Annotated in this window: 23 protein-coding genes and 1 tRNA gene; 15 read left to right on the top strand and 9 right to left on the bottom strand. The window is 65.3% G+C overall.

The genetic code is table 11. From position 1 onward, the window contains the following. Position 1: 1 nt before the first annotated feature. From gor to KTJ87_RS05000, 5 genes are all read left to right on the top strand, one after another. Entirely contained in the window at positions 2-1,366 is a 1,365-nt protein-coding gene (gor, locus tag KTJ87_RS04980; RefSeq protein ID WP_267137998.1) for a glutathione-disulfide reductase, read from the top strand. 73 nt (positions 1,367-1,439) lie between these two features. Next, positions 1,440-2,609 (top strand): FtsH protease activity modulator HflK, encoded by a 1,170-nt coding sequence (gene hflK / locus KTJ87_RS04985; protein WP_267137999.1) that lies wholly within the window; start codon positions 1,440-1,442, stop codon positions 2,607-2,609. Positions 2,610-2,612: 3 nt separating this feature from the next. After that, positions 2,613-3,593, top strand: coding sequence for a protease modulator HflC (gene hflC, locus KTJ87_RS04990; protein ID WP_267138000.1), 981 nt, complete (start codon positions 2,613-2,615; stop codon positions 3,591-3,593). 10 nt (positions 3,594-3,603) lie between these two features. After that, the gene (locus KTJ87_RS04995; protein WP_267138001.1) at positions 3,604-3,798 is read left to right on the top strand and encodes a DUF2065 domain-containing protein; all 195 of its coding nucleotides are present in this window, start codon (positions 3,604-3,606) and stop codon (positions 3,796-3,798) included. A gap of 235 nt (positions 3,799-4,033) precedes the next feature. Continuing rightward, the gene (locus KTJ87_RS05000; RefSeq protein WP_267138739.1) at positions 4,034-5,422 is read left to right on the top strand and encodes a Do family serine endopeptidase; all 1,389 of its coding nucleotides are present in this window, start codon (positions 4,034-4,036) and stop codon (positions 5,420-5,422) included. Positions 5,423-5,482: 60 nt separating this feature from the next. Here the strand turns inward: KTJ87_RS05000 and KTJ87_RS18140 are convergent, their stop codons facing one another. The 3 genes from KTJ87_RS18140 to KTJ87_RS05015 form a co-directional block, all read right to left on the bottom strand. Further along, complete coding sequence (locus KTJ87_RS18140) at positions 5,483-6,193, bottom strand: peptidoglycan-binding domain-containing protein (RefSeq protein ID WP_323371641.1); 711 nt, start codon at positions 6,191-6,193, stop codon at positions 5,483-5,485. A 317-nt stretch (positions 6,194-6,510) separates the two neighbouring features. Next, positions 6,511-6,586 (bottom strand) — tRNA-Ile (locus tag KTJ87_RS05010). A 44-nt stretch (positions 6,587-6,630) separates the two neighbouring features. Then, positions 6,631-6,873, bottom strand: coding sequence for a hypothetical protein (locus tag KTJ87_RS05015; protein ID WP_267138002.1), 243 nt, complete (start codon positions 6,871-6,873; stop codon positions 6,631-6,633). A gap of 122 nt (positions 6,874-6,995) precedes the next feature. Between KTJ87_RS05015 and purM the strand changes: the two genes are divergently transcribed. From purM to rnd, 3 genes are all read left to right on the top strand, one after another. Beyond that, entirely contained in the window at positions 6,996-8,042 is a 1,047-nt protein-coding gene (gene purM / locus KTJ87_RS05020) for a phosphoribosylformylglycinamidine cyclo-ligase (RefSeq protein ID WP_267138003.1), read from the top strand. Further along, positions 8,039-8,629, top strand: coding sequence for a phosphoribosylglycinamide formyltransferase (gene purN / locus KTJ87_RS05025; protein ID WP_267138004.1), 591 nt, complete (start codon positions 8,039-8,041; stop codon positions 8,627-8,629). Before purM ends, purN begins: the two co-directional genes overlap by 4 nt. Before the next feature lie 80 nt (positions 8,630-8,709). Further along, positions 8,710-9,867 (top strand): ribonuclease D, encoded by a 1,158-nt coding sequence (rnd, locus tag KTJ87_RS05030; RefSeq protein ID WP_267138005.1) that lies wholly within the window; start codon positions 8,710-8,712, stop codon positions 9,865-9,867. Positions 9,868-9,873: 6 nt separating this feature from the next. Here rnd and KTJ87_RS05035 read toward each other — a convergent pair whose 3' ends face one another. Next, positions 9,874-10,338 carry a hypothetical protein gene (locus KTJ87_RS05035; protein ID WP_267138006.1) on the bottom strand — a complete coding sequence of 155 codons (465 nt, stop codon included), beginning with the start codon at positions 10,336-10,338 and terminating at the stop codon, positions 9,874-9,876. A 125-nt stretch (positions 10,339-10,463) separates the two neighbouring features. Between KTJ87_RS05035 and KTJ87_RS05040 the strand changes: the two genes are divergently transcribed. Continuing rightward, a complete protein-coding gene (locus KTJ87_RS05040) occupies positions 10,464-10,892 on the top strand; it encodes a SufE family protein (RefSeq protein ID WP_267138007.1) in 429 nt (142 codons plus the stop codon). On the opposite strand, the gene KTJ87_RS05045 is transcribed toward KTJ87_RS05040, so the two are convergent. The 3 genes from KTJ87_RS05045 to KTJ87_RS05055 form a co-directional block, all read right to left on the bottom strand. Further along, complete coding sequence (locus tag KTJ87_RS05045) at positions 10,889-11,527, bottom strand: DUF1638 domain-containing protein (RefSeq protein ID WP_267138740.1); 639 nt, start codon at positions 11,525-11,527, stop codon at positions 10,889-10,891. The two genes, KTJ87_RS05040 and KTJ87_RS05045, sit on opposite strands and share 4 nt — an antisense overlap. Positions 11,528-11,532: 5 nt before the next feature. Next, a complete protein-coding gene (locus KTJ87_RS05050; protein WP_267138008.1) occupies positions 11,533-11,712 on the bottom strand; it encodes a hypothetical protein in 180 nt (59 codons plus the stop codon). A 96-nt stretch (positions 11,713-11,808) separates the two neighbouring features. Continuing rightward, the gene (locus KTJ87_RS05055) at positions 11,809-12,510 is read right to left on the bottom strand and encodes a corrinoid protein (RefSeq protein WP_267138009.1); all 702 of its coding nucleotides are present in this window, start codon (positions 12,508-12,510) and stop codon (positions 11,809-11,811) included. A 181-nt stretch (positions 12,511-12,691) separates the two neighbouring features. Here KTJ87_RS05055 and KTJ87_RS05060 point away from each other — a divergent pair, with 181 nt between their 5' ends. Next, entirely contained in the window at positions 12,692-13,780 is a 1,089-nt protein-coding gene (locus KTJ87_RS05060) for a PA0069 family radical SAM protein (RefSeq protein ID WP_267138010.1), read from the top strand. Between the two features lie 35 nt (positions 13,781-13,815). Here KTJ87_RS05060 and bmt read toward each other — a convergent pair whose 3' ends face one another. Together bmt and KTJ87_RS05070 are read right to left on the bottom strand one after the other, a co-directional pair. Further along, positions 13,816-14,835 carry a betaine--homocysteine S-methyltransferase gene (gene bmt, locus KTJ87_RS05065; RefSeq protein WP_267138011.1) on the bottom strand — a complete coding sequence of 340 codons (1,020 nt, stop codon included), beginning with the start codon at positions 14,833-14,835 and terminating at the stop codon, positions 13,816-13,818. A gap of 174 nt (positions 14,836-15,009) precedes the next feature. Then, a complete protein-coding gene (locus KTJ87_RS05070) occupies positions 15,010-15,324 on the bottom strand; it encodes a DUF1476 domain-containing protein (protein ID WP_267138012.1) in 315 nt (104 codons plus the stop codon). A gap of 180 nt (positions 15,325-15,504) precedes the next feature. Here KTJ87_RS05070 and purC point away from each other — a divergent pair, with 180 nt between their 5' ends. The 5 genes from purC to purQ all read left to right on the top strand — a co-directional run bounded on the left by purC (position 15,505) and on the right by purQ (position 19,048). Continuing rightward, positions 15,505-16,266, top strand: coding sequence for a phosphoribosylaminoimidazolesuccinocarboxamide synthase (gene purC / locus KTJ87_RS05075; protein WP_267138013.1), 762 nt, complete (start codon positions 15,505-15,507; stop codon positions 16,264-16,266). A 230-nt stretch (positions 16,267-16,496) separates the two neighbouring features. After that, positions 16,497-17,099 (top strand): hypothetical protein, encoded by a 603-nt coding sequence (locus tag KTJ87_RS05080; RefSeq protein ID WP_267138014.1) that lies wholly within the window; start codon positions 16,497-16,499, stop codon positions 17,097-17,099. Next, complete coding sequence (gene purS, locus KTJ87_RS05085; protein ID WP_267138015.1) at positions 17,096-17,326, top strand: phosphoribosylformylglycinamidine synthase subunit PurS; 231 nt, start codon at positions 17,096-17,098, stop codon at positions 17,324-17,326. Before KTJ87_RS05080 ends, purS begins: the two co-directional genes overlap by 4 nt. 3 nt (positions 17,327-17,329) lie before the next feature. Next, positions 17,330-18,367 (top strand): zinc-dependent alcohol dehydrogenase family protein, encoded by a 1,038-nt coding sequence (locus KTJ87_RS05090; protein WP_267138016.1) that lies wholly within the window; start codon positions 17,330-17,332, stop codon positions 18,365-18,367. Between the two features lie 12 nt (positions 18,368-18,379). After that, positions 18,380-19,048, top strand: a complete 669-nt coding sequence (gene purQ, locus KTJ87_RS05095; RefSeq protein ID WP_267138017.1) for a phosphoribosylformylglycinamidine synthase subunit PurQ — start codon at positions 18,380-18,382, stop codon at positions 19,046-19,048. Positions 19,049-19,072 lie beyond the last annotated feature (24 nt).

The following is a 19,072-nucleotide window of genomic DNA, read 5'->3' on the forward strand; positions in this document are numbered from 1 at the left end:
CATGGCGACTTTCGACTACGACCTCTTCGTGATCGGCGGCGGATCGGGCGGCGTGCGCGCGGCGCGCATTTCGGCCCAGCACGGCGCCAAGGTCGCGCTGGCCGAGGAATACCGCATGGGCGGCACCTGCGTCATTCGGGGCTGCGTTCCGAAAAAGCTGATGGTGTTCGCCTCGACCTACGCCGAACATGCCCGCGAGGCGCGCGACTACGGCTGGGATCTGAAAGAGGGCGCGTTCGACTGGCCGATGTTCATGGGCAAGCTGCGGGCGGAACTGAACCGGCTTGAAGGCATCTACCGCACCAACCTCGAAAAGCCGGGGGTCGAGATATTTGACGCCCGCGCGACGCTCGAGGATGCGCATACCGTCAAGCTGTCGTCGGGCAAGCTGTTCACGGCAAAGCACATCCTGATCGCCACCGGCGGCTATCCATTCCTTCCCGGGGAAACGCCCGGGATCGAGCATGCGATCTCGTCGAATGACGTCTTCCTTCTGGAAGAGCAGCCGAAATCCATCCTGATCGTCGGCGGCGGCTATATCGCTTGCGAATTTGCCTGCATCTTCAACGGCCTCGGCACCGAAACGCATCAGTTCTATCGCGGCGCGCAAATCCTGCGCGGCTTTGACGACGAGGCGCGGGGGCACATCGCGGAATTGATGCGCGAGCGCGGGATCGACCTGCACACCGGCTGCGACGTGGCCGAGATGAAAAAGCAGGACGACGGGCGCATCTGGGTCAAGGGCAGCGACGGGCGCACCGGGGTCTATGACCAGGTGCTTTATGCCACGGGGCGCAAGCCGAACAGCCACGGGCTTGGACTGGAAGAAATCGGCGTGAAGCTGGGCCGCTGGGGCCAGATCGAGGTGGATGCCTATTCGCAATCCTCCGTCCCCTCGATCTACGCTGTCGGAGACGTGACCGACCGTGTGAACCTTACCCCGGTGGCGATCCGCGAGGGTCATGCCTTTGCCGACACCGTCTTTGGCGGCGCCCCGACCAAGGCCGATCACGACTGCATTCCCTCTGCCGTCTTCACCCAGCCCGAATACGGCTCGGTCGGTCTGACCGAGGAACAGGCGCGCGAGCGCGAAGAGATCGAGGTCTACTGCGCGGCGTTCCGGCCCATGCAGAAAGCCTTTATCGGCCGTGAGGAACGGGTGCTGTTCAAGCTGGTCGTATCGGCCGCCAGCCGCAAGGTTCTGGGGTGCCATATCATCGCACCCGGCGCGGGCGAGATGATCCAGCTGGCGGGCGTCATCGTCAAGATGGGCGGCACCAAGGAAGATTTCGACCGCACCGTCGCGGTGCATCCGACCATGGCCGAAGAGATCGTGTTGATGAAGCAGCCCGTCAGGACCGCTTGATTTCCAAGGTTTCGTGCACAGGTGTGAGCGGACAGAAGGAACTAAGTTGATGGGGAAAATGAGAGGCATCTGGATGACGTCGAATAACGGCGGACCCTGGGGAGGCGGTGGAAACCGCGGCGGGGACGATGACGACCGTAACAACGGCGGTGGGCGCAAGCCCGGGCCACAGGGCTCTGGAAACATCCCGGAAATCGATCAGATCGTCCGGAAGGGGCAGGAACAGCTGCGCGTTCTCATGGGCGGTCGCGGCGGTGGCAACAACGGCCCGCGCGGTGGCGGCGGCGGTGGCGGCGGGTTCAAGTTCACCCGCAACACGGTGCTTCTGGGCGCGCTTGGCGCCTTTGCGCTATGGCTTTTCGCCTCGCTCTATTCGGTTCGGCCCGAAGAACAGTCGGTCGAATTGTTCCTCGGCCAGTTCTCCGAGATCGGCGAGCCCGGCCTGAACTTCGCGCCCTGGCCTGTTGCGACCTACACGGTCGTGCCGGTCACCCGCGAACAGACCGAGACGATCGGCGCCGCCGGTGCGCGCGGCAACGACAGCGGCCTGATGCTGACCACGGACGAGAATGTCGTCGACCTCGATTTCCAGGTTGTCTGGAACATCTCGGACCCGGCGCTGTTCCTGTTCAACCTGCGCGACCCTGATGCGACCGTGCGCGCGGTGTCTGAATCGGCCATGCGCGAGATCATCGCGGCGTCGGAACTGGCGCCGATCCTCAACCGTGACCGTGGCGCGATCGCCAACCGGGCCGAGGAGCTGATCCAGCAGACCCTGAACGAATACCAGTCGGGCATCCGGATCATCCGGGTCAACCTCGACAAGGCCGATCCGCCCGAAGAGGTGATCGACGCCTTCCGCGAGGTTCAGGCGGCGGAACAGGAACGCGACCGGCTGGAACGCCAGGCCGATGCCTATGCCAACCGGGTCCTTGCGGGCGCGCGCGGTGAAGCGGCACAGACGCTGGAGCAAGCCGAAGGCTACCGCGCCCGCGTCGTGAACGAGGCACAGGGTGAGGCAAGCCGTTTCGTGTCCATCCTGGGCGAGTACGAAGACGCGCCGGAAGTCACCCGCCGCCGTCTTTATATCGAGACGATGGAACAGGTGCTGGGCGACGTCGACAAGATTATCCTGGACGAAAGCGTGTCGTCAGGCGGTGCAGGCGGGCAGGGCGTCGTTCCCTATCTTCCGCTGAACGAGTTGCGCCGAACGACGGGCGCCCAGCAGTCGGAAGGGAACTGAGCCATGAACATGAAAACTCTGCTTTTGCCGCTCGTCGTGGCGCTTGCCTTCATCGGCCTGTCCTCGATCTTTGTCGTCGATGAGCGTGAGCGGGCGCTTGTCCTGCAATTCGGCCAGATCAAGGCCGTGAAGGAAGACCCGGGTGTCGGCTTCAAGATCCCGTTCATCCAGGAAGTCGTGAAATACGACGACCGCATCCTGTCGATCGACACGCCCGTGATCGAGGTGACGCCTTCGGATGACCGTCGTCTGGTCGTCGATGCCTTCGCCCGCTACCGGATCGCGGACGTGGTGCAGTTTCGCCAGGCGGTCGGTGTCGGCGGTCTTGCCGTCGCCGAGGACCGGCTTGCGTCGATCCTGAACTCGCAGATCAGGGAGGTTCTGGGTGCGGACCAGGTGACGTCGAACACGATCCTGTCGTCCGAACGGGCCGCGCTGATGCTGCGCATCCGCGAGAACGCGCGGGTCTCGGCGCAGAATCTTGGCATCGACGTCGTCGATGTGCGTCTCAAGCAGACGAACCTGCCCGACCAGAACCTTGACGCTACCTTCGCCCGGATGCGGGCCGAACGTCAGCGTGAGGCGACGGACGAAATCGCGCGCGGTGAAGAAGCCGCGCTCAGGATCCGGGCCCAGGCCGACCGTTCGGTGGTCGAACTGACATCGGATGCCAGCCGCGAAGCCGAGATCATCCGAGGCGAGGCTGATGCGGCGCGAAGCAACATCTACGCCGAAGCCTATGGTCAGGATGAGGAATTCTTTGAATTCTATCGCTCGCTGACGGCCTATTCGAACGCAATCACCGGCTCGAACTCTAGCCTCGTGATTACGCCCAACAGCGCCTTCTTCAACTACCTCGCCGACCCCTACGGCGGGATTGCACCGCCCGACCGGGCGGCGCGTGGGGCAGGCTCTGCGGCTTCGGCCGACAGCGCGGCGGGCGATGCGGTCAACGTGCCTGCAGTCGACGGCGCATCGAACTGAGGCAGTCAGCGTGACGCTGATCGTCTTCGCAATCGGCGCTGTCTGCGTCATCGAGGGGCTGGTGCTTGCACTGGCCCCTTCGCGTATCGAAAACCTGCTGCGCGCCTTCGCCGACCTGCCCGTCGAAACCCGTCGCCTGATCGGCGCCGCGGCGCTTGCGACCGGGGTTTTCCTGATCGCTCTCGCGCGGTGGCTTGGTCTTTGATAGACTGCGCGCAGCGTTACAGACCCGTCACATGTAGTTGAGTGAGCGCGACAGCCTTTGAGTTGAGCTTCATGGCACCTATCTGAGATGTTGCCAGCGCGACACAGCAAAGCCGTCCTTTCGAGGCGGTATTGACAAGGAGTTCAGAGTGACACCTCAGGCAAAGACCATAGACACACCCATCGCGCATCCGCTCCGCGCGATCTGGGTTCTGATTATCGGGGCTGCGCTGGTCATGGCGCAAACCCTCTCGGCCGGGGCGCAAGAGCGTCCGGCCACCTTCGCGGACCTGGCCGACCAGGTCAGCCCCGCCGTCGTCAACATTACCACATCGACCAACGTCGCCGCCCCGGCCGGTGACATGCCGACGCTTCCCGAAGGCTCGCCCTTCGAGGAATTCTTCCGCGACTTCATGGAGCGTAACGGACCCGGCGTGCCGAACGACCGGCCGCGCCGCTCGTCCGCGCTTGGCTCGGGCTTCGTGATCTCGGAAGACGGCTTTATCGTCACCAACAACCACGTCATCGAGACTGCAGACGAGATCACCATCGAGTTCTTCTCGGGCCGGACGCTGGACGCAACCGTGGTCGGCACCGATCCCACGACCGACATCGCCCTTCTCAAGGTCGAGTCGGACGAGCCGCTGCCCTTCGTCGAGTTCGGCGACAGCGAGGCGATGCGCGTGGGCGACTGGGTCATGGCGATGGGCAACCCGCTTGGGCAGGGCTTTTCCGTCTCTGCCGGGATCGTCTCGGCTCGAGGCCGCGCCCTGTCGGGCAGCTATGACGACTTTCTGCAGACCGACGCCGCGATCAACCGGGGCAACTCGGGCGGTCCGTTGTTCAACCTCAACGGCGAGGTGATCGGCGTGAACACCGCGATCCTGTCGCCGAATGGCGGGTCCATCGGCATCGGCTTTGCGATGGCATCGAACGTCGTCACCAACGTGGTCGACCAGCTTCAGGAATTCGGCGAGACGCGCCGGGGCTGGCTGGGTGTCCGCATCCAGGACGTCACCGACGAGCTGGCCGAAGCGCTGGAGCTTGAGGAGGCGCGCGGTGCGCTTATCACCGACGTGCCCGAAGGCCCCGCCATGGACGCCGGCATGGAAGCGCGCGACGTGATCCTGTCGTTCAACGGCACCGAAGTCGAAGACACGCGCGAATTGGTGCGCATCGTCGGCAGTGCCAACGTCGGCGCGACCGTTCCGGTCGTCGTCTGGCGCGACGGCGAGGAAGTGACGCTGGACGTCACGCTTGGACGCCGCGAAGAGGCCGAGGGCATTCCCGCCGCACAGCCCGGCGCCGAACCAGAAGAGCCGACGGAACTTAGCATGATGGGTCTGACCATCTCGTCCCTGACACCCGAACTGCGCGAGCAGCTTGGCCTCGACGAGGGGGCAGAGGGCCTGGTCGTGGTGGACGTCGACGCCGACTCGGAAGCCTATGAGAAAGGCCTTCGTGCAGGTGATCTGATAACCGAAGCGGGCCAGCAGCAGGTCGTTACGGTGGCGAACTTCGAGGACCGCATCGAAGAGGCGCGGGAGGCCGGGCGCAAGTCGCTTCTGCTTCTCATCCGCCGGGCGGGCGAGCCGCGTTTCGTGGCCCTGTCGATCGAAGAGTAAGAGCGGATTTCACTGTCCGAAGCTGGGCGCCCTTCGGGGCGCCCTTTTTCGCTGCGCCGATCAGAAGCGTCCGTAGGCGGGCAGCATCCGCGGGCGGGCCTCCTCGGCCACCTCGACGATGGGTGGCGCGGTGCTGCCGCTGGTGAACTCGATGGCGTCCAGCTTGAACGCCGGTCCCGTCTCGGGCGTCACCGGAACCTCGGTGATCGGGCCCAGCCCCTCGGGCACCGGGCCGACCGCGACAAGCCCTAGCTTGCGCGCCGCCGCCGAGGACACGATCCCGCTGTCGAGCCCTTGCGGCTTTTGATAGGCGCGCACGGCGGCGCGGGTGCGGGCATCCATCTCGCCCGAGAACGGGCCACGGTAATATCCACGTGCATCGAGCGCCCGTTGCAGCGAGGCGACGAAATCGGGCGTCAGATCGCGGGTGCATGGGGTCTCGAACCACAACTCTCGCCGCTCTTTCACGATGCGCTGCTGGGTCTCGGTCTTGTAGACGGCGGGATAGATCACCGTGCCGTCGCTGCGCACCTCGGCGGGTTGAAGCAACACCTGTTCTGTGATCGTCTCGACGGTCGCGGGGGACACGTCGCGTCCATAGCAAGCGTCGGGGTTGCTGCCGGGCGGCGCTTCGGTCTTGAAGCGGGTGACTTCGGGTTCGGTGAAACTGGCGACGGCGGGAACGGTGCCGCCCATGCCTCCGGGACCGCAAGCGGCCAGCGCAAGGCAGGCTGCCCCCGCAAGGGGCGCAAGGCTCCGGGTCCGGATCATCTGCTCGACAGCCTCTTTCTCGGGCGTTTCAACGTCACACTACCGTGAAAGAACGGTTTGGGGAAGGGGGCCGAGGAACCGGGTTGGCTGCGCGCTGCGAAGACGGATTGCAGAGCCAACGTCCGGTCTCGAAGCGCGCAACCATGAAGTGCCTGCGGCGAGTCCTGACAGCCGCCGCATACTGGAGCCCTTCGGGAACATTCCACCAGCGGTGGCCGAGGGAAATTTCTATGTGGCTCTGGAAGGATCAGAGATGCCTGCGTAGCCAAGACCAACCAGCCTCCGGCAAACCCGACGCGATTCAGTTCCGTCGAAAATGGTAGGCCCGGAGGGACTCGAACCCCCAACCAAGGCGTTATGAGCGCCCTGCTCTAACCATTGAGCTACAGGCCCGGCCTGCGCTCTTGGTTAGCAGAGCGGGGGGAGGGGTCAAGCGTTCAGGACTCCCCGGCCTCGGCGCTCAGCATCGCGATCAACTCGCGTTCCTCCTCTGGCGTCATCTCTGGCGCGGCATCGGGCAGCGGGCCGTCGCCGTGCGCCATCGCCTCGGGCAGCCAGCTGTAGGGCCCATCCTCATGGGTCGCACCCATCTCTCCGGGCAACTCGCCCCCGGCGGGCAGCGCAAGGGTGGTCAGGGTCAGGGCAGCGGCGGCGGTCATCTTGGCGAATGTCGTGAACATTGTGTGCCTCCTGCCGTGACAACACGCAACACCGTGGATCGTTCCGTCTTGGCGATTGCCGTCCGGGCGGGGATGGCGTATCGCGCGGGCGCGACCAGCCACCCAGGAAGGGATACCTGCCCATGACCCGCAAGAATGGCCTGACCTACGCCGAGGCGGGCGTCGACATCGACGCCGGGAACGCGCTGGTCGAGCGGATCAAGCCTGCGGCGAAATCCACCGACCGGCCCGGCGTGATGGCGGGGCTTGGCGGCTTCGGTGCCCTGTTCGACCTCAAGGCGGCGGGTTACGACGATCCGGTCCTCGTGGCGGCGACCGACGGCGTGGGCACCAAGTTGCGCATCGCCATCGACACCGGGGTCTACGGCGGCATCGGCGTGGATCTTGTGGCGATGTGCGCCAACGATCTGGTCTGTCAGGGCGCAGAGCCGCTGTTCTTTCTCGACTACTTCGCCACCGGCAAGCTTGAGGTCGAGGCGGCGGCGACGATCATCGAAGGCATCGCGCGGGGCTGCGCAGGGTCCGGCGCGGCGCTGATCGGCGGCGAGACGGCGGAAATGCCCGGAATGTATGCGCAGGGCGATTTCGACCTGGCGGGCTTTGCCGTCGGCGCGGTGAACCGGGGCGCTGAACTGCCTGCGGGCGTGTCAGAGGGCGACGTGCTTCTGGGCCTTGCCTCAAGCGGGGTGCATTCCAACGGCTATTCGCTGGTGCGCCGCATCGTCGAGCAGTCGGGGCTGGGCTGGGACGCGCCCGCGCCCTTCGCGGACGGCACGCTGGGCGAGGCGCTGCTGACGCCGACGCGGCTTTACGTGAAACCCGCTCTGGCGGCGATCCGGGCGGGCGGCGTGCATGCGCTGGCGCATATCACAGGCGGCGGGCTGACCGAGAACCTGCCGCGCGTGCTGCCGGACGGGCTTGGCGCGCATATCGACCTTGGCGCCTGGACGCTGCCGCCGGTGTTCGGCTGGCTGGCCAAAGAGGGCGGCCTTGAACAGGGCGAGATGCTCAAGACCTTCAACGCCGGCATCGGCATGGTTCTGGCGGTGGACGCGGGCCAGGCGGACGAGATTGCGGGCCTGCTGGTCGAGGCGGGTGAGACGGTGCACCGGATCGGCCATGTCGCGGGCGGGCAGGGCGTTCACTACGACGGTGCCCTGACCGCATGAAGCGTGTCGCCATCCTGATCTCGGGCGGCGGATCGAACATGCTGCGCCTTGTAGAAAGCATGACAGGCGATCACCCGGCGCGCCCCGTGCTGGTGGCCTCGAACGATCCCGCCGCGCGCGGGCTGGACCGGGCGCGGGCGCTTGGCATCTCGGCCGAGGCGGTGGATCACCGCCCGTTCAAGGGCGACCGCGCCGCCTTCGAAGACAGCCTTCGCGCCGTGCTCGACGCCCATGCCCCGGACATCCTGTGCCTTGCGGGCTTCATGCGCATCCTGACGCCTGGGTTCATCGCTGCCTACGAGGGGAGGATGCTGAACATTCACCCCTCGCTTCTGCCAAAGTACAAGGGCCTGCACACCCACGTCCGCGCGCTTGAGGCGGGGGATGCGGAACATGGCTGCACGGTGCATCTGGTGACGCCGGAACTCGACGACGGGCCGATCCTGGGGCAGGCGCGGGTCCCGGTGATGGACGGCGACACGCCCGAAAGCCTTGCTGCCCGCGTGCTTGTGCAAGAGCACAGGCTCTATCCGATGGTCCTGCGCCGCTTTGCCGAGGGCGGCAGAGAGTTGCCTCTCTACACGTAACACTTTCACAACAGTATTTTTTGACCTATCAGGAGCGGCGCGGTGGGAAAAGTTGCAGCAGACAGGAATATTTCCGCTTCATGATTACAATCACCACCACCGAGGGCCTGGCCGCCTTCTGCGAGACCGCCCGCAATCACCCCTACGTCACCGTCGATACCGAATTTCTTCGGGAACGGACGTATTATTCCAAGCTGTGCCTCGTGCAACTTGCCGTGCCCGGCGACGACGAGGACAGCGCCGTTCTGGTCGATCCGCTGGTCGAGGGCCTGTCGCTGGCGCCGCTTTACGATCTGTTCCGCGACGAGAGCGTGACCAAGGTGTTCCACGCCGCCCGTCAGGACCTCGAGATTTTCTATATCGAGGGCGGGATCATCCCCGCGCCGCTGTTCGACACGCAAGTTGCCGCGATGGTCTGCGGGTTCGGCGAACAGGTCGGATACGAGACGCTGGTGCGCAAGATCGCCAAGGCGAGCGTCGACAAGTCGTCGCGCTTTACCGACTGGTCGCGCCGTCCGCTGTCGGATGCGCAAAAGACCTATGCGCTGGCAGACGTGACGCATCTGCGCGACGTCTACGAATATCTCGCGGCCGAGCTTGAGCGCAGCGGGCGCACGGCTTGGGTCGAGGAAGAGCTTTCGATCCTCACCGATCCCGAGACCTACATCGCCCGCCCCGAAGAAGCGTGGGAGCGGATCAAGACCCGCACCAACTCGGGCAAGTTCCTGGCCGTGGTCAAGGAACTCGCGCGGTTCCGCGAGACCTATGCGCAGGACAAGAACGTGCCGCGCAACCGGGTGTTCAAGGACGACGCGCTGGTCGAGATCGCGGGCGCCAAGCCCCGCAACGCGGCCGATCTGTCCAAGCTGCGGCTTCTGCTGCGCGAGGCGCGGCGCGGTGATATCGCGGACGGCATCATCGCCGCCGTCGAGGCTGGCCTCGCGACGCCCGCAGACAAGCAGCCCAAGGTAGACGATGGCCGCGACAAGATGCAGGTGAACCCGGCACTGGCCGATCTCTTGCGTGTCCTGCTCAAGGCGCGGGCCGAGGATTCGGGCGTGGCGCAAAAGCTGATCGCGACATCGGCCGATCTTGATGCGATCGCCGCAGGGCGCCGCGATGCGATGGCGCTGCGGGGCTGGCGGTCCGAGGTGTTCGGGCAGGACGCCTTGCGCCTGTGCGATGGCAAGCTGGCGCTGCGGGCCAGGGGCAGCCGCGTCGAGGTCGTCGAGCTTTAGGCGCCTCTAGCGGCGCGTGCCAAGCGCGTTTTGCGCCGCGACCACCTGGATCTGGCTGACGCCCTCAAGCGTCTGGTCCGACACGAATCGCGCCACGATCACCTCGCGCGAGGGCTGCGGCCCTTGCGCCGTGGTCGTCACCGGCGGATTGATCCGGAACTGATAGGACAGGATGCCGTCGATGGGCCGCTCGTCGGCAACCGGGATCAGCTCGCCGTCGAAATAGCCCTGACGGACCGGCAGCCCGGTCGCGCGCAGGATCGCGCCGCCCGGCACCTGTTCGACCGCGAAGGCCGTGACCTGGTTGACCAGCGGGCGCGGGTCCTGCGCCGCGATGTCGGCACGGCGAAGGTCCGGGTTGGTGACGGCCTCGCTGCCGCCGAACCAGTTGCGCGGATTGAGCCGCGAGCCGGAGGAACAGCCAGCGACGATCATGACAAGAAGGCTGGCAAGAAGGATGGTGGTGCGCATCACTGCCCCCAGTGGATCATTTCCGGTGGACTACCGGAAACCTGCGGGCTTGAAAAGCCCGCCCCGCCGGGGTGGACCTTGCGCGCCGGGGCGCCTACCTGAAACCCGTGCGAAAAGGAGCGAAGATGGCCAGCGAAGCCTTTGAAGAGATCGTCGAGACCTTCGAGTTCCTCGAAGACTGGGAAGACCGCTATCGCCACGTCATCGACATGGGCAAGGCGATGGACCCGCTTGAAGAGGGATTTCGCGTGCCGTCCACCAAGGTCGAGGGCTGCGCAAGCCAGGTTTGGCTGGTGCCCGAGGTCGATGGCGACGGGCCAAGCGCCGTGCTGCGGTTTCGCGGCGACAGCGACGCGATGATCGTGCGCGGGCTGATCGCCATCCTGATCGCGCTCTATTCCGGTCAGACGGCGCGCGCGGCGCAAGGTATCGACGCGCAGGCGGAACTTGGCCGACTGGGCTTGCAGGACCACCTGTCGGCGCAGCGCTCGAACGGGCTGCGGGCGATGATCGAACGCGTGCGGATGATCGCCGCCGAGGCCGCGTCGCACTAGCGCGCGGCCCAGCCTTCCAGAGCGGTGGCAAGATCGCCGTAGCCGGTGAACCGCCGCTCATATGCCAGCCCAAGCCGCGCGGCACAGTCGCGCGCCCTTGCGTCCAGCGCCGCGTCGTCGGTCTGCGCCTGATACACCAGTTTCTCGTAATGACCGAAGTAGCTGTCCCGCAAATCGGGGTGCCGGTCGAGGCCGAGCGGGCGCCATACGAAGGCGTCGAATTGCCGGGCCAGAAAATCGGTGAGATAGAAGGCGCGGAATTCATCTTCGGCGCGGGCAGCAAAGACGGCGTTGCCCTCGAAGAAGGAATAGCAGTGCGGGCCTTCGATCATCTCGGCGCCAGCGGCGTCGCACACCGCCTGCAACCGCCCGCCCGTGCCGCAATCGGCATAGACGACCTTGACCGCGTCGTAGCTGCCACCGTGGCGGGCAATCGCCTCTGACACGGCGTCGGGGATCGCATCGGGCGTGTTGTGCAGGATCGCGGGCAGGCAGGTCACGTCCATGTGGGTCCAGCCATTCAGACGGATCAGCGCGAGGATCTCGCGCGCCAGCGCGCCGCAGGCGATCAGCAGGACCTTGCCGCGCCCGGTCGGGGCAAGACCGTCGGTGGTCAGCGTTGCGTCATCCGGCAGGCCCGTCACCGGCGCATCGCAAGCCGTAACGCCAGCGCCAGCGCAAGGGCCCCGACTGCGGCCCCCGATGCGGCCCACGCGGGCAACGCGCCGGTTCCGGCGATCACCGTGCCGATGGCAATCGTTGCGCCTGCGGCCAAGACGGCGGCAAGGACGATGAACAGCAGATAGCGATTGGGTGTCATTCAGGCAGCCTCCTGCCCTTGAATATGGGCATCCCGCGCGCGCGGCTCAAGCCGGGGCGAGGGGCGGGCGGGGCCAAGGCCCCGCCCTGCGACCCGTCAGCCTGCGGCGAGCTGGTTGTGCTTGCGCGCGATGAACTGCTTGGCGGTTTCCACCGCAACGGCGGCGTCGCGGCAATAAGCGTCGGCCCCGATGGCGCGGCCGAATTCCTCGTTCAGGGGGGCACCGCCCACCAGCACGATGTAATCGTCGCGGATGCCCTGTTCCTTCATCGTGTCGATCACGACCTTCATGTAGGGCATCGTCGTGGTCAGCAGCGCCGACATGCCAAGGATGTCCGCATCTTCCGCCTTGAGCGCGTCGAGGTACTTCTCGACCGCGTTGTTGATCCCGAGATCGACCACCTCGAACCCGGCGCCTTCCATCATCATCGACACAAGGTTCTTGCCGATGTCGTGGATGTCACCCTTGACGGTGCCGATCACCATCTTGCCCATCTTGGGCGCGCCGGTTTCGACCAGCAGCGGCTTGAGGATGGCCATGCCGCCCTTCATCGCGTTGGCGGCCAGCAAGACCTCGGGGACGAACAGGATGCCGTCGCGGAAATCGTCGCCGACCACCTTCATGCCGGACACCAGCGCTTCGGTCAGGATGCGGTAGGGCGTCCAGCCGCGTTCCAGAAGGATGTTGACGCTTTCCTCGATCTCTTCCTTGAGGCCGTCGTAGAGGTCATCGTGCATCTGCGACACAAGCTCGCCGTCGTCGAGGTCGCTCAGGATCAGGTCGTCTTCGTCAGCCATGTCAGCTCTCCGAAATGGCGCATCGCTGCGCCTTGGTTTGTTCGTTCATGTGGGCATTTGCGGGTCGGCACGCGAGCATTTGCGACATAGCCGCGATCATCCCCGACTCCCGGCCAATTCTGCAGGGCAGGCGGGCCGTGACCCCGTGACAAATGTTCTTCTTTCGTTCACGTTTGGCGGCATGAGTGAATCCGAGTCGCATACCCTCGATCCCAAACGCCGCAAGGGGCGCGGTGTTTCCACCAACCGCACCAACCGGTTCGAGAAAACGTCGCGCGTGGCCGTGCATGACGGCTGGGACATCGACGACGATCTGCCGCCTTTCCGCACCGAAGTTTCCGACGAGGTGCCGCGCAGCGTCATCACCCGCAACACCTCGCCCGATATCGGCTTTGACCGCTCGATCAATCCCTACCGGGGGTGCGAACACGGCTGCGTCTACTGTTTCGCGCGGCCCAGCCACGCGTTCCTCGGGCTGTCGCCGGGCTTGGATTTCGAGACGCGGCTGATCGCCCGGCCCGAGGCCCCGCGGGTGCTGGCCGACGAGCTGCGGGCGAAGAAATACCGCCCCGCGACCATCGCCATCGGCACCAATACCGACCCCTACCAGCCGATCGAGGGCGACAGGCGCGTGATGCGTGGCATCCTCGAGGTGCTTCAGGCGCACCGCCATCCTGTCGCCATCGTGACCAAGGGCACGCTGATTGAGCGCGACATCGACATCCTGTCGGACATGGCCGCGCAGGGCCTTGCGCGGGTCGGCATTTCCGTCACCACGCTCGACCGCGACCTGGCGCGCAAGATGGAACCGCGTGTGCCGGGGCCGGAACGCCGCCTTGCGACGATCCGCAAGCTGGCCGATGCGGGCATTCCGGTGCGCGTCATGGCCTCGCCGATGATCCCCGGCCTGACCGACCACGAGCTGGAGGCGATCCTGCAGCGCGGCGCGGTCTCCGGGGCCACGACGGCCAGCTACATCATGCTGCGCCTGCCGCGCGAGGTGGCCGAGTTGTTCCGCGATTGGCTGGCCGAGGCGGTGCCGGGGCAGGCGGACAAGGTCATGGCGCGGGTGCGCGCGGTCCATGGCGGGCGCGACTATGACCCCGAATGGGGCAAGCGGATGACGGGCGAGGGGGCCTTTGCCAATCTCTTGAAACGCCGGTTCGACGTGGCTGCCGCGCGGCTGGGACTGACCCGGGACGAGGCGCCGCTGCGCACCGACCTGTTCCGTGTGCCGCCCCGGGTGGGCGATCAGTTGTCGCTGTTCTGACAGGGTCATCGGGATCGCTCCCTTGTCTTGCGGGGTCACGCGCGGCGACGGCGGCGCCCCCGGTCGGGGCGCGGCTCGTTCGCGGCGTCGCCTGTGCCGTCGCTGGCCGACGAATAGCCGCCCAGCCGCTCGGCGATGATCTCGAGCGTCGGGCGCTCGCCGCGCGGGCGCGTTTCCAGCGCCTCGCGCATCTTCGCCAGATGCTCGGGCATGGTGCCGCAGCATCCGCCGATGATCGTCGCGCCGGAATCGCGGGCAAGGACGGCATAGTCGGCCATCAACTCGGGCGTGCCGTCGTAGTGGATGTGGCCGTCCACGTATTTCGGGATACCGGCGTTGCCCTTGGCGATCAGCGGCGTCTCTGGCCCCAGCGCCGAGAACCCCAGCACGGTGCGCAGCAAATCGGACGCGCCGACGCCGCAGTTGGCCCCGAAGGCCAGCGGCGGATGCTTCAGCTTGCCGACCATCTCGACCATCGCGGACGAGGTGACGCCCATCATCGTGCGGCCTGCTGTGTCAAAACTCATCGTGCCGCACCAGGGCATGCCCGCCAGCGCGGCGGCCTCGGCGGCGGCCTTGTATTCCTCGGGGGCGCTGATCGTCTCGCCCCACAGAACGTCCGCGCCGCCTTCTTTCAGGCCCTCGGCCTGTTCGTGGAACATCTCGACCGCGATCTCGTGGGTCAGCGTGCCCATCGGCGCGAATATCTCGCCGGTGGGGCCGACAGAGCCCGCCACGATCACCGTACGGCCCGAAGCATCCGCCACCTCGCGTCCGATCTCGGCGGACATGCGCGAGAGTTCCCGCGCCCGCTTCTCGGCGCCGTGCAGCTTGAGCCGCGAGGCGTTGCCGCCAAAGCTGTTGGTCAGGAACAGATCGCTCCCCGCGTCCACCGCGCCCTTGTAGAGCGCATGGATTTTCTCGGGGTGTTCCTCGTTCCACATCTCGGGCGCATCGCCCGAGGCAAGGCCCATGTTGAACAGGTTGGTGCCGGTGGCGCCATCGGCCAGAAGCCAGTCGCGGGTTTCAAGAAGCTTGCTGAGCGCGTTCGTCATGGGGGCAGGTCCAAATGCAATGGGCCGGGAAATCCCGGCCTGTTGCCGCCCGTGTCGCACGCGCCCATGCATGACGCAAATTCATAAACGTCATAATGATGCTGAGGCGCGACTCAACTATAGCGCCCCAGCCTGCAGGTGTGGCGCCCGGCGCAAGGCCGGGCGACGACCGCGTTACAGTTCTTCCATCAGCTGCGCCTTTGCGACGGCCATCAGCTCGACCATCTTGGCGCGGATCTCGGCCTCGGGCACCCGGTCGCCCAGATCGCCCGCAACCTTGCGATAGACGTCCTCGTCGCCGGCTTCCTCGAAATCGGCCTTGATGACCTCGCGGGCATAGGCTGCGGCATCGTCATCGGACTTGCCCAGTTTCTCGGCGGCCCAGAGGCCGAGCAGCTTGTTGCGCCGCGCCTCGGCCTTGAACTGCATCTCGGCGTCGTGGGCGTACTTGTTCTCGAAGGCGTTTTCGCGGTCCTTGAACGTCGACATCGGTCTTCCCTTCCTCAATCCCGTTGGGTCCACATATGCCCACGGGCCCCCGTCGCCGCAAGGAAAAGGTCAGGCGAAAAGTGCTGCGGCACTGGCGCTTCTTGCGACGGCGGGCGCCTTGGCCTATAGCGGCGGCAGAAGGGTCGCATGCAAAGCGCGTGCGCCCGAATTGGAGTTTCCATGGCCAGGCGCAAGAAAGTCTACGAGGGCAAGGCGAAGATCCTCTATGAAGGCCCCGAGCCCGGAACGCTCGTCCAGTACTTCAAGGACGACGCGACCGCCTTCAACGCCGAAAAGAAGGACATCATCGACGGAAAGGGCGTGCTGAACAACCGGCTGTCCGAGTACTTCATGACGGGCCTGAACAACATCGGCGTGCCGACGCATTTCATCCGCCGCATCAACATGCGCGAACAGCTGATCCGCTCGGTCGAGATCATCCCGCTGGAAGTCGTGGTGCGCAACACCGCCGCTGGCTCGATGTCCAAGCGGCTTGGCATCGCCGAGGGCACGCAGCTGCCCCGCCCGATCATCGAGTTCTACTACAAGGACGACAAGCTGGGCGACCCGCTGGTGACCGAAGAGCATATCATCGCCTTCGGCTGGGCCACGCAGCAGGATCTTGACGACATGGTCGCGCTTGCCCTGCGGGTGAACGATTTCATGTCCGGCGTGATGATGGCCGTCGGGATCAAGCTGGTCGATTTCAAGATCGAGATCGGCCGGATCTGGGACAACGACTATCAGCGTCTTGTCGTCGCCGACGAGATCAGCCCCGACAGCTGCCGCCTGTGGGACATGGAGACCGGCCAGAAGCTGGACAAGGACGTGTTCCGCCGCGATCTGGGCAACCTTGTCGACGCCTATACCGAAGTCGCGCGGCGTCTGGGCGTGCTGCCCTCGAACGTCACGCATCACACCAAACCGACCCTGATCAACTAGCGAAGTATTTTGTGGGTGAGAAGAGGCGGCGACTAGATCGCTTCAAGGATTCTAATCCATTCTGTTGTTTCTGTGGGGGTGCTCACCCCACAGAAACAATTGAGCACGCTCCACCAAAGGCAATGTTCTTAGAGGCCAGACGTGCGTCTGGATTAGAAGTACCAGCATGCCGCCACTGTAACCAACGTTTCTCGGGGTTCGACGCGTTCTTCGCGCTAATTGTTTTAACCATGGCGAGTGGTTCGCACGTCCAGTTTGAGAAAAGACTGCATGGATTGGTTGGCTCGGCATTAAGGCGGTTTCCGACCTCCGTTTACGAAATCGTAAACAATGCGCGCAAAGTCTGGATACGAGAGGGCAATCTTCTTGTCCCCAAGGTGCACATCAAATTCGAGAATAGGGAGATTCCCTTCTGTATATCGTTTGTGAGTGCGCGAATTGCAGTGGCAATCATGTACAAGTCTGCTGGCTTGGTCCTAAAAACTGGCACAAGGATGAGAGTTAGGTGGCAAACAAACATTCAGCCATTTGACGAGATTTTCTTTGAGAGATTTCTGCGAACGTTACCGGATTATGTCTCCCTTTCACAGGGTGCTTGGAAACAATCCGATCAATTTGAGAGCAGATTCTTAGTTGATGAGATCAAGCATGCTGGGGTTTTCGCCCTAAATTTTCACCGCACCGTTCAGGCAATTGTCATTGTTAACTTTGAAGAAGACGATTTTGAGGGGGATGAAGCTTGGCTGACGTTTCAAGTGGACGGTGAGGGCTTGACTCCAGTCGGCGGCTCGTTTCCACCGGACATATGGGTTTCACCGAGAGAGAAAAAATGAAGGCACGCGTCACCGTCATGCTGAAAAGCGGTGTTCTTGACCCCCAGGGCGAGGCCGTGCGCCACGCGCTTGGCGCCTTGGGGTTTTCCGGTGTTCAGGGCGTCCGGCAGGGCAAGGTGATCGAGCTTGATCTTGCGGACGGCACGACCGAAGCGCAGGTCGGCGAGATGTGCGAAAAGCTGCTCGCGAACACGGTCATCGAAAGCTACCGCGTCGAGGTTCTGTAGCCCATGCGCGCCGCCGTCCTGAGGGCCTATAACGAAGACCTGTCCATCGAGGACGTGGCGATGCCCGTCTGTCCCGAGGATGGCGTCGTCCTCAAGGTGCTGGCCTGCGGGATCTGCCGGTCGGACTGGCACGGCTGGGTGGGCGAGCATCCGCGCGTCAAGCCGGGGCAGATCGGCGGCCATGAATACTGCGGCGAGGTGATCGAGGCCGGACCATCCGCCACCTTCGCCGTCGGCGACCGGGTGATCGCGCCGTTCATCCTGGCCTGCGGGTCTTGCCCCGCCTGCCAGTCGGGCGCGCAGAACACCTGTTCCGACCAGCGCCTGCCGGGGTTCATCGAGCCGGGCGCCTTTGCCGAATACGTCGCCGTGCCGCGCGACCACAACCTTGCGCTTTTGCCCGAAGGCATGTCGCCCGCGCTGGCGGCGGGGCTTGGGTGCCGCGTCACGACGGCCTGGCACGCGCTGACGGGCCGCGCGGCGCTGCAGGCGGGTGAATGGCTTGCGGTGCACGGCACCGGCGGCATCGGGCTGTCCTGCCTGATCCTTGGCCGCGCGCTGGGCGCGCGGGTGATCGTCGTCGATATCGTGCCCGAAAAGCTGGATCATGCGCTGGCGCTGGGCGCCGAGGCGGCGGTCGATGCGCGGCAGGGCGGCACTGCCGAGGCGATCCGCGAGATCACTGGCGGCGGCGCGCATGTCTCGGTCGAGGCGCTGGGCATCCCCGTGACCACAAACGCGTCCATCGAGTGCCTGCGCCCGCTGGGGCGTCATGTGCAGGTCGGCATGCCCGTGGGACATACAGCGCACATGGAAATCAACATGAACGCCGTCTACATGAGCAACCTTGCCCTTTACGGCACGCGCGGGATGCCGTCGTGGCGCTATCCGTCGCTGCTGTCGCTGATCGCGTCGGGCCGGGTCGATGTCTCGCCGCTGATCGCGCGCGAGGTGGCGCTGTCGGACGTGTCGGCAGAACTGCGCGCGTTCAACGGACCGACTGCGCCCGGTGTGGCCGTCGTCACCGATTTCACCAGGTAGGAGGCCAGTCCGATGCGCGCTGCCGTTCTCGTGTTTCCCGGGTCCAACTGCGACCGCGATCTTGCCGTCGCCCTGCGCGGCGCGGGCGCCGAGGTCACGATGGTCTGGCACAAGGACACCGCCTTGCCGCAGGGCACGGACCTTGTGGCGATCCCCGGCGGGTTCTCGTTCGGCGACTATCTGCGCTGCGGCGCCATCGCGGCCCGCGCGCCGATCTTCGATGCGGTGCGCCGCTTTGCCGAAGGCGGCGGCCACGTCATCGGCATCTGCAACGGGTTTCAGGTGCTGCTCGAGGCTGGGCTTCTGCCGGGCGCGCTGATGCGCAACGCGGGCCTCAAGTTCATCTGCAAGCCGCTGGCGCTGACCGTCGAGACGGCAGAGAGCGTCTATACCGCCGCTTACGGGGCGGGCGCGCAGGTCGTGTTCCCGGTCGCCCATCACGACGGCAACTACCAGGCGGATGCCGAAACGCTGGCCCGGATCGAGGGCGAGGGGCGCGTCGCGTTCCGCTATGTCGACACCCCGAACGGGTCGGCGAACGGGATCGCGGGCATCCTGAGCGCAAATCGCAGGGTGCTGGGCCTGATGCCCCATCCCGAGCGGGCGGCGGACCCTGCACAGGGTATGACGGACGGATCGGCGCTTTTCCGCGCGCTTGCCGGTGCGTTCGAGACGGCCTGAGCTTGAGGCGCGGCCCCACCGCGC

This window comes from Anianabacter salinae (assembly GCF_019061145.1).
GTDB lineage: Bacteria > Pseudomonadota > Alphaproteobacteria > Rhodobacterales > Rhodobacteraceae > Anianibacter > Anianibacter salinarum.

What these genes read in the sequence shown, in the direction of transcription:
- gor (WP_267137998.1), top strand. Translation starts at nt 2, where the DNA reads ATGGCGACTTTCGACTACGACCTCTTCGTGATCGGCGGCGGATCGGGC.
- hflK (WP_267137999.1), top strand. Translation starts at nt 1,440, where the DNA reads ATGACGTCGAATAACGGCGGACCCTGGGGAGGCGGTGGAAACCGCGGC.
- hflC (WP_267138000.1), top strand. Translation starts at nt 2,613, where the DNA reads ATGAACATGAAAACTCTGCTTTTGCCGCTCGTCGTGGCGCTTGCCTTC.
- KTJ87_RS05000 (WP_267138739.1), top strand. Translation starts at nt 4,034, where the DNA reads ATGGCGCAAACCCTCTCGGCCGGGGCGCAAGAGCGTCCGGCCACCTTC.
- KTJ87_RS18140 (WP_323371641.1), bottom strand. Translation starts at nt 6,193, where the DNA reads ATGATCCGGACCCGGAGCCTTGCGCCCCTTGCGGGGGCAGCCTGCCTT.
- KTJ87_RS05015 (WP_267138002.1), bottom strand. Translation starts at nt 6,873, where the DNA reads ATGTTCACGACATTCGCCAAGATGACCGCCGCCGCTGCCCTGACCCTG.
- purM (WP_267138003.1), top strand. Translation starts at nt 6,996, where the DNA reads ATGACCCGCAAGAATGGCCTGACCTACGCCGAGGCGGGCGTCGACATC.
- purN (WP_267138004.1), top strand. Translation starts at nt 8,039, where the DNA reads ATGAAGCGTGTCGCCATCCTGATCTCGGGCGGCGGATCGAACATGCTG.
- rnd (WP_267138005.1), top strand. Translation starts at nt 8,710, where the DNA reads ATGATTACAATCACCACCACCGAGGGCCTGGCCGCCTTCTGCGAGACC.
- KTJ87_RS05035 (WP_267138006.1), bottom strand. Translation starts at nt 10,338, where the DNA reads ATGCGCACCACCATCCTTCTTGCCAGCCTTCTTGTCATGATCGTCGCT.
- KTJ87_RS05040 (WP_267138007.1), top strand. Translation starts at nt 10,464, where the DNA reads ATGGCCAGCGAAGCCTTTGAAGAGATCGTCGAGACCTTCGAGTTCCTC.
- KTJ87_RS05050 (WP_267138008.1), bottom strand. Translation starts at nt 11,712, where the DNA reads ATGACACCCAATCGCTATCTGCTGTTCATCGTCCTTGCCGCCGTCTTG.
- KTJ87_RS05055 (WP_267138009.1), bottom strand. Translation starts at nt 12,510, where the DNA reads ATGGCTGACGAAGACGACCTGATCCTGAGCGACCTCGACGACGGCGAG.
- KTJ87_RS05060 (WP_267138010.1), top strand. Translation starts at nt 12,692, where the DNA reads ATGAGTGAATCCGAGTCGCATACCCTCGATCCCAAACGCCGCAAGGGG.
- bmt (WP_267138011.1), bottom strand. Translation starts at nt 14,835, where the DNA reads ATGACGAACGCGCTCAGCAAGCTTCTTGAAACCCGCGACTGGCTTCTG.
- KTJ87_RS05070 (WP_267138012.1), bottom strand. Translation starts at nt 15,324, where the DNA reads ATGTCGACGTTCAAGGACCGCGAAAACGCCTTCGAGAACAAGTACGCC.
- purC (WP_267138013.1), top strand. Translation starts at nt 15,505, where the DNA reads ATGGCCAGGCGCAAGAAAGTCTACGAGGGCAAGGCGAAGATCCTCTAT.
- KTJ87_RS05080 (WP_267138014.1), top strand. Translation starts at nt 16,497, where the DNA reads ATGGCGAGTGGTTCGCACGTCCAGTTTGAGAAAAGACTGCATGGATTG.
- purS (WP_267138015.1), top strand. Translation starts at nt 17,096, where the DNA reads ATGAAGGCACGCGTCACCGTCATGCTGAAAAGCGGTGTTCTTGACCCC.
- KTJ87_RS05090 (WP_267138016.1), top strand. Translation starts at nt 17,330, where the DNA reads ATGCGCGCCGCCGTCCTGAGGGCCTATAACGAAGACCTGTCCATCGAG.
- purQ (WP_267138017.1), top strand. Translation starts at nt 18,380, where the DNA reads ATGCGCGCTGCCGTTCTCGTGTTTCCCGGGTCCAACTGCGACCGCGAT.